The organism is Kurthia sibirica (genome assembly GCF_003143975.1).
Taxonomy (GTDB): domain Bacteria; phylum Bacillota; class Bacilli; order Bacillales_A; family Planococcaceae; genus Kurthia; species Kurthia sibirica.
Window position 1 is genome coordinate 97,264 of sequence record NZ_QFVR01000009.1, and the last position, 12,327, is coordinate 109,590.

The 12,327-nt window shown below is 36.2% G+C and carries 8 protein-coding genes and 1 other annotated feature (1 of these 9 only partly in view); of the genes, 7 read left to right on the plus strand and 1 reads right to left on the minus strand.

The features are described 5' to 3' along the window. The first annotated feature begins 23 nt into the window (after positions 1-23). From DEX24_RS08675 to DEX24_RS08685, 3 genes are all read left to right on the plus strand, one after another. Positions 24-2,168 (plus strand): InlB B-repeat-containing protein, encoded by a 2,145-nt coding sequence (locus DEX24_RS08675; RefSeq protein WP_109306031.1) that lies wholly within the window; start codon positions 24-26, stop codon positions 2,166-2,168. Between the two features lie 310 nt (positions 2,169-2,478). Next, a complete protein-coding gene (locus DEX24_RS08680; protein WP_109306032.1) occupies positions 2,479-4,605 on the plus strand; it encodes an InlB B-repeat-containing protein in 2,127 nt (708 codons plus the stop codon). Between the two features lie 371 nt (positions 4,606-4,976). After that, positions 4,977-5,198 (plus strand): GNAT family N-acetyltransferase, encoded by a 222-nt coding sequence (locus tag DEX24_RS08685; protein WP_281288191.1) that lies wholly within the window; start codon positions 4,977-4,979, stop codon positions 5,196-5,198. Positions 5,199-5,835: 637 nt separating this feature from the next. Here DEX24_RS08685 and DEX24_RS08695 read toward each other — a convergent pair. Continuing rightward, the gene (locus DEX24_RS08695) at positions 5,836-6,390 is read right to left on the minus strand and encodes a cysteine hydrolase family protein (protein ID WP_109306035.1); all 555 of its coding nucleotides are present in this window, start codon (positions 6,388-6,390) and stop codon (positions 5,836-5,838) included. Between the two features lie 380 nt (positions 6,391-6,770). Here DEX24_RS08695 and DEX24_RS08700 point away from each other — a divergent pair, with 380 nt between their 5' ends. The 4 genes from DEX24_RS08700 to ilvD all read left to right on the plus strand — a co-directional run bounded on the left by DEX24_RS08700 (position 6,771) and on the right by ilvD (position 12,124). Then, positions 6,771-7,940 (plus strand): alanine racemase, encoded by a 1,170-nt coding sequence (locus DEX24_RS08700; RefSeq protein WP_109306036.1) that lies wholly within the window; start codon positions 6,771-6,773, stop codon positions 7,938-7,940. After that, on the plus strand, positions 7,928-9,259 hold the full coding sequence (locus tag DEX24_RS08705; RefSeq protein WP_109306037.1) for a D-arabinono-1,4-lactone oxidase: 1,332 nt from the start codon (positions 7,928-7,930) through the stop codon (positions 9,257-9,259). Before DEX24_RS08700 ends, DEX24_RS08705 begins: the two co-directional genes overlap by 13 nt. 288 nt (positions 9,260-9,547) lie before the next feature. Further along, on the plus strand, positions 9,548-10,429 hold the full coding sequence (gene ilvE / locus DEX24_RS08710; protein ID WP_109306038.1) for a branched-chain-amino-acid transaminase: 882 nt from the start codon (positions 9,548-9,550) through the stop codon (positions 10,427-10,429). A gap of 27 nt (positions 10,430-10,456) precedes the next feature. Beyond that, complete coding sequence (gene ilvD, locus DEX24_RS08715) at positions 10,457-12,124, plus strand: dihydroxy-acid dehydratase (RefSeq protein ID WP_109306039.1); 1,668 nt, start codon at positions 10,457-10,459, stop codon at positions 12,122-12,124. Between the two features lie 20 nt (positions 12,125-12,144). Next, positions 12,145-12,327: a binding site (T-box leader), on the plus strand (it continues 64 nt past the right edge of the window).

A 12,327-nucleotide genomic window follows, 5' to 3' on the forward strand; every position in this document is an offset into this window, starting at 1 on the left:
AGTTGTATATTAAAATTGGAGGAGTGAAACTTATTTTAACTTATAAAATTATCAACAATAAACTGGCGTATAGCATACCGTTACTGTTGGGACTATCTCTTTTATCACTGCAAGAGGCAAAGGCACAATCAGTAACGGTGGATACACCCGAAGAATTCACTGAAGCCGTTGAAAATATTACAGAAGATACAACGATTAAACTGAGTGATGGTTTTGCTTTTGATGAAGATGAAACCTATTTGAATTTTGATATCGATTCAACCTTTGATGTGACGATTAATGGTAATAATAGAAATCTTCCAGGAACAATTTATTTTTCACATACAGGTACAGGTAAAGCAGTAATTGAAAATTTTTTACTAGATGGTTCGGCAGCGTTACCTGATACAGGCGATATTACTTTTAGAACGTATATTGAATCTATGGCAGGAGAAACAATTATTAAAGATTCAATCTTTAGTAATATAAAAAATGAAGGAGAAAAAATTCTACATGTTGGAGGAGATCACAATCACATAGTATTAGATAATTTGCAGTTTAAAAATAATGAATCACCCATGGGCGGTGGTGTATTTACAGAGGACGATCTGGAGTTGGTTCATTTGAAAAACTCAAGTTTTATCAATAATAAATCCATTGATGGTTATGGTGGTGCAGTTACAGCCGTAGAGGCGAGTGGTGATCTGACAATTGAAAATACATTATTTAAAAATAATACAGCAGATACTTCAACTAATGCATTTCAAGCAGCAGGGGCTATTTCAATTGATTCCTATAAAGAAGATAAGAAAATAGAAATTATATCTAGTATTTTTGATAATAATCGACTAGATGGAGAAGCACAAGACAGTACGATGAGTGGTGGCGCAATTACGATTCCCAATCTTCGAGAAAAGGCTAAGTTTAATATGAGAGGGACAACGTTTAATGCAAATGCAGGAATTGGGGGCGGCGGTGCATTAGCTATTAGCTCCCAAGATAGTATTGGCAAGCTCATTACTATCGAAAATTCGACTTTTTATAAAAACGAAGCAAGAGCATCAGAAGCGGTGGATGGAGTGAAAAATGGTGGTGCGATTATCATACGTACAGACCGAGAACTTTTACCAGAAGAGGAAGAGAATGAGGCAGTAGTCTACCAATCGAAAAATAATAGCTTCTATGGTAATAAAATAATATCTTCTCTTACAGAAGAGGGGAAAGCTGGTGCAATTGCTGTCGAAAACATTGATGGCTATAGTGAATTCACAAATGATTTACTAGTAGGAAATATGATTGAAGCGAGCGGAGGAATCAATCGAAGTAATTTATATGCGAATCTGTTTATTTCAACAAAAAAATACAAGAATATTAAATCTTTAGGTTTTGATAATGGGGTTGCAAGTAAAGAAAGTGTGTCAGATGTTTATGGTGAATTCCCTGTGACGCTGCAGGAAAACAATGGCATAATTAAGGCTGGTTCAACAATGGATGCACAAATTATTCCTACGTTGATGATTGCACCAAAAATCACTGAAGCGAACGGTGATCTACTAACTGGCTATGCAAATCGAACAGGAAATCTTGTTGTGAATCAAGATCAGCGCGGTTATAACCGAATGGGTAAATCCGATATAGGTGCAGTTGAAATTGCAACGATTACCTATGATGCCAATGGCGGTCAATTTAATCTACCAAAATTAACGAAATACGATGGTAAAACGTATTATGAAGGTACAACACCAAATCAATATGCGAATATTGGTTATCCTGGAGAAAAAATGACAATTGTAGATGGCAAAAAAGTATTGAAACCAAGTAAATCGCGGCATGCGTTTTTAGGTTGGTCAACGAAAAAGGGTGCTAGCTTACCAGAAACAGCGTATGCCATTAACTCGAAACATAGCATAGCAGATCAGCTTACTTTATATGCTGTATGGAAAGAACAAAAATACAATGTTAATTACTATGGTAATGGAAATACTTCAGGAATTGCACCATCCCAAAATGCAGTCGCAAAAAATAAAGTAATTACGATAAAAAAACAAGGTACACTAAAGAAAAAAGGCTATACATTTGTAGGATGGTCTTCAAAAGCAACAAGTCGTAAAGCCGATAGTACACTAAAACCAGGTAAAAAAATGACAGTTAAGAAAAAAACACAATTTTTTGCAGTTTGGCAACGCTAATTAAAAAGAATCCATTAAAGAGCCTGAGACAAACGTATTTTCAACAAAGAAAATCCCGTATGATTTTTCGAAATCATATGGGATTATTCATTTCAATCCATGTCCGCTTCGGAAAACGCTTTCTGTGCGTTCAATTGATTGGATTATTCGTATGGGAGACATACTATCTTTGTTCTGTCCCAGGCTCTTTATTATGCTTTATTTTTAAGAAACAGAATATTTAAGTCTTTAATATGGAAAATAGGGTATAAATGAAAAGAATAGATGGCACTGACAGTAAAATCATTTTAAAGAAAAAGGAGAAGGTTAAATGATCAGAGAAAATAAATTAATAAGTACGGCATTAGCGAGTGTCTTTGTTTCTGTTTTTTGCCTCGCTTATGATGTCGATGCGAAAACCGTGGAAGTGTCAACATCAGATGATATTTATGATGTAACAGAAAATATGACGGAGGACACAACGATTAAATTAGCAGATCATTTTGTAGATGATGAATTTGAAATTTCGAATGATAGTGAATTTAATATTATAGTAGATGGTAATCATATTCCTTTGTCAAAAGAATACTATGTTTCCACGGGTGACATAGGGACTGTAACATTAAAAAATATGCTATTTGATGGGTCATATAAAGAAGATGATTATGAACTCATCCTTTTTGCAGAGCTACGTAGAGATACAGGGCATATTATGATTGAGGACTCCAAATTTATCAATATAACAAATGATTATTATCCGCCACTTGCCGTTAGTGGAGATGAATCCATGCTCACGATTAAAAATACATTGTTTGATCATAATGAATCACCCATGGGAGGCGGGCTTATAACGGAAGAAGAATCGCCTAATATGCTATTTGAAAATTCCACTTTTAGTAATAATACAGCGACTGAGCCCTATTCGGGTGGAGCAATGACATTTGAAATTGAAGAAGGGCATGCAAATATTACTATCAACAATAGTCGTTTTATAAATAATAAATCTATAAAAGAAGAAAATTATTATGATGAACTTTCAAGTGGAGGAATTTACTTGTCAAGAGGAGGAGGTTATGGAGATTTTAATATTGTTGATAGTTATTTCGAGGGAAATGTAAATGAACAAAGTACGGATGATGAAGAGTTAGCGGTTGGTGGAGCAGTTTTAGTAACTGAAATTAGAGCGAGAGATCGTATCTCCATCAAAGGTACGACATTTAATGGCAATAAAGCATCTGGGGGTGGTGGAGCATTAGCCTTTTCTACATCAAGAAATATTGATAATAATCTAGCTATTGAAAATTCAACATTTTACAATAATAGTGTGGAGGGGTTGGGTGATGAAAAAGCGAATGGTGGAGCTATTTTAATTACTAATCTTGAGGAATTGCAACGAGATATCACTCGAGCATCTAGTAAGATATTCCAAACAACAAATAACACGTATTATAAAAATCAAATTAAATCGGCTACAGATGAAGCAAAGTATGGTGGCGCCATTGCGTCACTTTTAACAAATGGTGAGAATATTTATACTAATGATATTAATATAGGAAATACAATAGAAAATGCAGGTATAATCAATCAACTATCTCGTTATAAAGAAATTTATGATGTGATGGATAATGTAATTAACAACAACACGATTGGATTTGATAATGGTGCAGTAATGACCAATACTGCGCAAGAGGTATTTGGAAAATATCCGGTATCTTTAAATGCAAATCATAGTGTCGTTATGGCAGGGACAAAAGACGATCAACAAATTGTCCCTACTTTGCCGATTGCTCCGAAATTAGAGACAGATCAAGGCCAATTTATTGTTGGATTAGCCAATGAACATGGTAAAGCAGTATTGACGGAAGATCAACGAGGTTTTAGTCGTCTTGGAAAGCAAGACAATGGAGCGATTGAAATTGCATCTGTCGTATATCACGCAAATACAGGCAGATTTACATTGCCGGAGATGACGGTATTTAATGGTTCTTCTTACTATGAAGGAACACATCCACAACAATATGCTGATATAGGCTATCCAAATCAATCGATGAAAATGATTGATGCAGTGAAAAAATTAAAGGCAAGTAAAACTAATTATACATTTATTGGTTGGTCCACTTCTAAAACGGCCAAATTACCAGAGACGAAATATGCTGTTGGACAAAAAATAGCCGTGGTCGACCAAGTGAAATTGTATGCAGTTTGGAAGGAAAATAAATCTCATGTTATTTATCAAGGAAATGGTAATACTTCTGGTATTGCCCCATCACAGCGAGCAGTTGCTATAAATAAAGAAATAACAATTAAGAAACCAACTACGTTAAAGAAAAAGGGCTATCTATTTTCTGGTTGGTCTACAAAAGCAACCGTGAGAAAAGCAGATAGTAAGTATGCCCCGGGTAAAAAAGTACGCATCAATAAAAAGCTACAACTTTTTGCAGTATGGAAACGCCTGTAAATAACATCAAACCATTCATTTTACAATGGATGGTTTTTTTGGTTCTGTTGTAAAGTTTAAAATAACAAACGATTTGTCATCAAGTTTCTCCTTTTCGGCTGAAACGCCTAGTAGTTGATTTATTTCTCTTGTCACTGAAAAACCAAAAAGATGGAATTCTTTTCGGCTAGACTTATGTAAGGTATGTGCCGTTGAATCAAAATAGCCTTCTGTTTTAAGTTGATTAAAGGCACAAGTAATATCTTTTTTGAATTGTTTCCCCTTATTTTAACTTACATTCGATTAAATGAAGAAGGTCAAATTATCGGCTTGGCAGATACAAGCAGAAGAGAGAATAATCTCGAATTAAATTCTATCGATTTAACTTCATTGTGAGAGGAATCGGTAAGCTATTAATGAAAATGCTAGTTGAACAGTATAAAGAACAAGGTTATGACAAGATTTATGTAGATGTTTTAGCAGATAATAACACACGTTATTTTTATGAGTACTTGGGTGCAAAGTTTGTCAAAAATATAAAAATAGGTAGGAAAATTTTAGATGAATCTACTTATGTATGGGAATCTGTAAATGATGTATTAGAAAAATTATAAATTTAATATGTATTAACTATACAACTCACATTGAAAAAACGTTCCCAAATAACAATTTGAAAAATTAGTTAAATATGTTATATTTATAGTTATTTTATATTATTGCAACTGTCAAACCAGTTAATGCTGATTCACAAAAATATGAGAAAAGTGCGTTATCAGTCGCATGTTTTGGGTTATTAGAGAGTATGTATTACGATAGTGAAGTATTAAAAAAGAATGATTTGATTGAAAGAATATCTAGTTTTAAAGAGCTAAAAAAAGTCACAACGGACTATGCACTAGTAATCGGTAATCATAAAAAAATAAGCACTCACACGAAGCAATTATATGTAGATAAATCTATTATGCCAGCGAACGAAATGATGACATCTTATTTAGAACAACTTTTACAACTCCGTCTTAGGCCTTGGCTTCTATTCTTTCTGTAGAAGGAGTATGCATGGGGTCTTTTATGTATAAATAAGTACTATGTCAGCGATTCATTTGCTGAAAAGTGAGTAGAGAGACGTAGATTTAGGATGATGCATTTCGTTCGAAACAAATGAATAGAAAAAGTGGCGGAATTTGACATAATCAAATCCCGCCACGCCCTATTTGATAGAGAACCGTTTTTTAAGTAGAACTTCTCCCTCTTTTAATCGTGTACTTTAAAGCCAAGACTATTTGTAAAATGTTGCAAGGCCCAATCATGTCCTTGTTTATTAAAGCTAGCTACGCCACTTTTATGAATGATTGTGTTCTTATAGCCTAGATTATACGCATCCATAGCGCTATGCAAAATACATATATCCGTACAAACACCAACTAGGTGAAGTTCGGATATATTGCGTTCAGTCAGTAGTTGTTGTAAGGCTGTTCCAGCAAAAATACTATAGCGTGTCTTTGCTAGATTAAATACTTTTTGTTGATTTTTTATTTCATCAAAGAGTACTTGAATGGAAGCATAAAGTTCTCGTCCATATGTATCAAGAATATTATGTGGTGGGAATAATTGCGTTTCGGGATGATTGGGATCATCGACATAATGTAAATCATTAATGAAAAAAATATAGTCATCCTCATCATGGAACTTTTTAATTAAATTGTAAATCGGTTTTTCAAGTGTTTGTCCTGGTTGCCCACATGTTAATGCACCGTCTGTCGCTACAAAATCGTTTGTATAGTCAATTACGAATAATGCTTTTGTCATGAATTTCACCTCTAATCTATCTTGACAATATCTAAAATAAAAGTCAATTTTTTATAAGTGAAAAAAGTTGTCACAGAAACGCCTTATTATTTTCTTTTTAGCAAAAAAGGTACTATACTAAGTAAAAATTGAAAGGTGGTAATGATTTATGGGATTTCAAGAATCGAAGCAATATACGAAGCAAGCAATTATTTTTTTAGTTATTCATACGGTATTTATGGCGACTTTTGCCTTTGATTTCTTTGAAATTCAATAATTTACGATGAAATATGAAAAAAACGACTCCTTTACTTGAGATATTAGATAGTATTCTATATCCTCAAGTAGAGGAGTATTTTATTGCCAATTTTGGGTATATGGAAGACTAAAGGGGTGTTGAGATGAAGCGTTTTGAAAATGCTTTCAATAATTTAGAACGACCATTTGCTTGGGTAGATTTGAACACAGTTGATCGCAATATTACCATTTTATCTTTGCAGTCAAAAGATAAAAAAATACGCATTGCTACTAAAAGCATAAGGTCATTAGAGATGCTTCGTTATTTGGAAGAGAATATACCCTATTTTAACGGGTGGATGACATTTACAGCTGCGGAAACATGCTATTTAGCATCACAGGGATTGGACAATTTTTTGCTTGGTTATCCAGTGATGGAAAAACAAGCGGTTATTGATTGCTGTCAATTTATTAAAAAAGGAAAAACAATTATCTTTATGATCGATGATTTGCGCCAAGCGGGTTGGCTAAACGATATGGCAAAAATGCAAGATATTCAACTGTCGATTTGCCTTGATATCAATCTCTCCATGCCAACACCCTTCCTCTATTTTGGTACGAGGCGCTCATCGATTACCAATACGGAAGAATTATTATTACTAATCGAACAATGTGAAGCGATGAGTCATGTGCATATTACTGGACTGATGGGCTACGAAGCACAGATTGCTGGCGTAGGGAACAAACCTAAAAACTTCTATAAAGGTATGATTATTCGTAATTTACAAAAACGTTCGAAAAAGAAAATTAGTGAATTTCGTAAAAAATCGGTGCAATTAATGGCCAGTAAAATTGGTAAATTGAATTTTGTTAATGGAGGTGGTACAGGGAGTCTTGACTTTACAGCGATGAGCGACGAAGTGACAGAAGTAACAATCGGCTCAGGTATTTTCAAGCCGGCGTTATTTGATTATTACGCGGATAGTCAATTACAGGAAGCAGCAGGTTTTGCATTGCGTGTTACGCGCCAGCCGACAGCTGATACAATTGTTTGTCATGGTGGTGGCTATTTAGCATCTGGACCAGCCGATTATTTGCGCCTTCCGTTCATATTAAGCCCTGGGTTGTCTTACTACGCAACAGAAGGTGCTGGAGAAGTACAAACACCGCTGAAAATGTCTAGTGGTCAATATGAGATTGGCGATACGATTTACTTCAGACACGCCAAAGCAGGGGAGCTTTGTGAGCGATTTGATGCCCTTCATCTTATGCGAAACGGCAAATATAAAGGGTGTTATAAAACATATAGGGGGGATGGGCAATGCTTTCTTTAGACAAATTACGTGGTGGGAAATTTGCCAATTGGTCACAAAATGAGCGTTCCACAAACTTCGAGTTGTATACACCTTCTTCTATAGAAGAGGTTACGGCTATTATTGCTCATTCTGCAACAGCAAATAAAAATTTGCGGGTCATTGGTGCGGGTCATTCTTTTAGTCCGGTTGCAAAACCTGAACATAGCGCCATGACTTTGCATAATATGCGTGGCATGATTACGATAGACGAGGACAAACAGCAGGCTACTTTTTGGGCAGGTACGTATTTGCATGAAGTCGGTCCACTATTGGCAAAATACGGCTTAGCACTCGAAAATATGGGCGATATTGCTGAACAGTCAATTGCAGGGGCAATATCTACTGGCACGCATGGCACGGGTTTAAAGTTACGCTCCGTATCCAACCAAATTGTAAAGTGGTGCTTTATAGATGGTCAGGGGCATTATCAAGAAGTGGGACGAGATCAGGATGATTTGTCACAAGCGCTACATATTTCGCTTGGTTTGCTCGGTGTAATTGTGCAAGTAACATTTCAGGCAGTACCCTTGTACGCTTTGCGTTATACCTCATCACATGTCACGTTAGCCGATACATTACGCGATGCTCAGGGTATTTTACAACAATATCGTCATGCGGAATGGTTTTACTTTCCAGGACAAGAGAAGATGCAATTAAAAACAATGGAACAAATTCAACTGCCAATATCTACGTCAACGGCATGGCAAAAATGGACGGATGATTTTATGGAAAATACTGTTTTTCATATGTTATCGAGTAGTTGCAAATGGTATCCAAAAGCAACGAAATGGGTTAGTAAAGTTTCAGCGAACGCTGTACCAGTAGGGACGAAGGAAGCGTATAGTTATCAAATTTTCCCATCTCCACGCAAAGTACGTTTTGTCGAGATGGAATATGCCATTCCACTTCATCAATTTGAAGCAGCACTAGAAGAAATTCATTATGTCTTAAAATCAAACCCCTTTAAAGTACATTTTCCGATAGAATGTCGTGTATCGGCAGGAGAAACAGGATTTTTAAGTCCTACGCAGGGACAAAATTCGGCTTTTTTTGCTTTCCATATGTATAAAGGAATGCCTTATGAAGAATATTTTAAGTGGGCACATAATATGATGGAATCATATGGGGCAAGACCACATTTAGGCAAGATGAACAAACTAACCCATGAAACGATGTACGAAAAATATGAAGATTTTTCTAAGTTTTTAAATATTCGCGAAAAAATGGATCCGAATCATGTTTTTATGACACCCTATTTTAATCATTTATTACAACCGAAGACTTACTCTACAAAGTAGGGACGATGGTTGTTCGTAAGTAACGCCGCCTATTTCAATTCGATAATTGTTAGAATAATATAAGTTTTCTAAAAATATATTTATGCCGACATAATGTAGAAGAAAACAGTAGTTTTAACCATGAAAGCGTATTCAATTAGCATTAATTTTTTTGAATTATTAAACAATTCAAAAAATAGCATTGACGTACTACAAATTAGGCTCTATGATAATAACAATTTACAAAACATATTCGTAAATATGGCTGACTAAATATTCATTGTTGTAGAGAGAAAGAAGTGATGGATTATGACGGAACAACTAATATTCTTAGCTGGACAACTAGTGAAAAAACAAGATGCAAAGATTTCAGTTTATGACCATGGATTTTTATATGGAGATGGCATTTTCGAAGGTATTCGCGTCTACAACGGTAATATTTTTCGTTTAGAGGAGCACCTCATACGTCTCTATGAATCTGCACAGTCAATTATGCTGTCCATTCCATATAATATAGATGAACTAACAACGATTATTATCGATACAATAAAAGCAAATGAGTTGCAAAGTGGTTATATTCGCCTCGTTATTACAAGAGGGATTGGTGATCTAGGCATTGACCCATTTAAATGTAAAAATGCTAGCGTCATCGTCATCGTAGAGCCATTGGCGTTATTCCCAGAGGAACTTTATCAAACTGGCTTAAAAATTGTGTCGGCATCGACGAGAAGAAATCGTTCGGATGTTTTAAGCCCAAAAACGAAATCACTCAACTATTTAAACAATGTCCTTGTTAAAATAGAAGCAAATTTAGCAGGTGTCCCAGAGGCATTAATGATGAATACAGATGGTTATGTGGCGGAGGGTTCTGCCGATAATATTTTCATCATTAAGAATAAGGAATTGATTACACCACCCGGTTATATAGGTGCACTCGAAGGCATTACACGTAATGCTGTGTTAGAGGTGGCGCGCAGTAAAGGATATGTTGCTCGCGAAGATGTTTTTACTCGCCACGATGTCTATGTTGCGGATGAAGTTTTCTTAACGGGAACAGCAGCTGAAGTAATTGCGGTGATCGAGGTAGATGGTCGCATAATTGGTAGTGGTAAACCTGGAGAGATTACAAATGATATCTTACAAGGTTTCCGTGAAATAGTAGAACTTGATGGTGTAAAAGTATATAAATAATCGATAAATGAAATAGGCGGTGTCAACATGCGTAGTGATATGATCAAATTAGGTGTGGACCGAGCGCCACATCGCAGTTTACTATATGCAACAGGAATTAAAACGAAAGATCTTCAAAAACCATTTATCGGTGTATGTAACTCATACATCGATATTATCCCAGGACATAAACATTTACAGGAGTTTGGTAAACTTGTAAAACAAGCCATTATTGAAGCGGGCGGTATTCCATTTGAATTCAATACAATTGGTGTAGATGACGGTATTGCGATGGGGCATATTGGCATGCGTTATTCATTGCCAAGTCGAGAACTAATCGCTGATTCAGCTGAAACAGTCATTAATGCACATTGGTTTGATGGTGTATTTTACATTCCAAACTGTGACAAGATCACACCGGGTATGCTGATGGCTGCAGTGCGTACAAATGTACCATCCATCGTCGTTACGGGTGGCCCGATGGAAGCTGGTGTCTCGGCTGAAGGTGAGGCGCTATCATTAACGTCCGTTTTTGAAGGTGTTGGTGCATTTAAGGCTGGTACAATGACGGCTGAAAAATTGCTCGATATCGAAGAAAATGCATGCCCAACATGTGGCTCTTGTTCAGGAATGTTCACGGCAAATTCGATGAATTCTTTAATGGAAGTATTAGGATTGACAGTACCGGGTAATGCAACGATTGTTGCAACCTCTGATGAACGCTATGAGCTGATTAAACAAGCAGCTGTACATTTAATTGACATGGTGAAAAAAGATATTAAACCGCGCGATATTGTGACGAAAGAAGCGATTGATGACGCTTTTGCACTTGATATGGCAATGGGTGGCTCGACGAATACAGTCTTACATACATTAGCAATCGCTCATGAAGCGGATATTAAGTATGATATTGAAGATATTAATGTTGTTGCTGAACGCATCCCTTATTTAGCAAAAATCATGCCTGCTTCAGATGTATCGATGCATGATGTGCATTTGGCAGGGGGAATTTCAGCAATCATCAATGAATTAGCATCGATCCCTGGCGCAATATCTGCTGATCGTCTGACGGTTACAGGTAAAACATTGCGTGAAAATGTAAAAGATGCTACTATTACAAACACTAACGTCATTCGTACAAAGGATAATCCATACAGTAAAGTTGGAGGATTATCGATCTTATTCGGTAATATTGCTCCACACGGCGCTGTTATAAAAGTAGGTGCTGTTGATCCCTCCATTCAAACTTTCCGAGGTGAAGCAATCGTCTTCAACTCACAAGAAGAAGCACAGGATCGTATCGATGATGGTACAGTTCAAAAAGGTCATGTAGTCGTTATTCGCTATGAAGGACCAAAAGGTGGTCCAGGTATGCCAGAGATGCTAACGCCAACATCAGCGATTCAAGGTCGTGGATTAGGAAAAGATGTCGCACTGATTACAGATGGTCGATTTTCGGGTGCATCAAGAGGGATTTCAATTGGACATATTTCACCAGAAGCTGCAGAAGGTGGTCCACTGGCACTAGTGGCTAATGGAGATATTATTACGATTGATCTTCCAAATCGTACGATGAATGTCGAACTTTCTGAAGAAGAAATGGATAAGAGACGTCAAGTATTACCAGCGTTTGAACCGAAAATTAAGCGCGGTTGGTTAGCGCGTTATTCACACTTAGTAACGTCCGCTTCTACAGGTGGCGTTATGAAATTCTAATAATTCAAACTAATTAAATAATTAAAACGTTGATGAGGTAAAAGGTTTTGAAATTTATATTTTCAGAGAGCCGGGTTGCTGTGAGCCGGTAATATAATCAAAACTGACATCCCCTCGGAGTGGGTTATTAAACGCATTTTGCTATTAGATAACCTCGGGCGCATTCTTTTGTGCTCGTTAGATAAAGAATAGTTAATCTATTC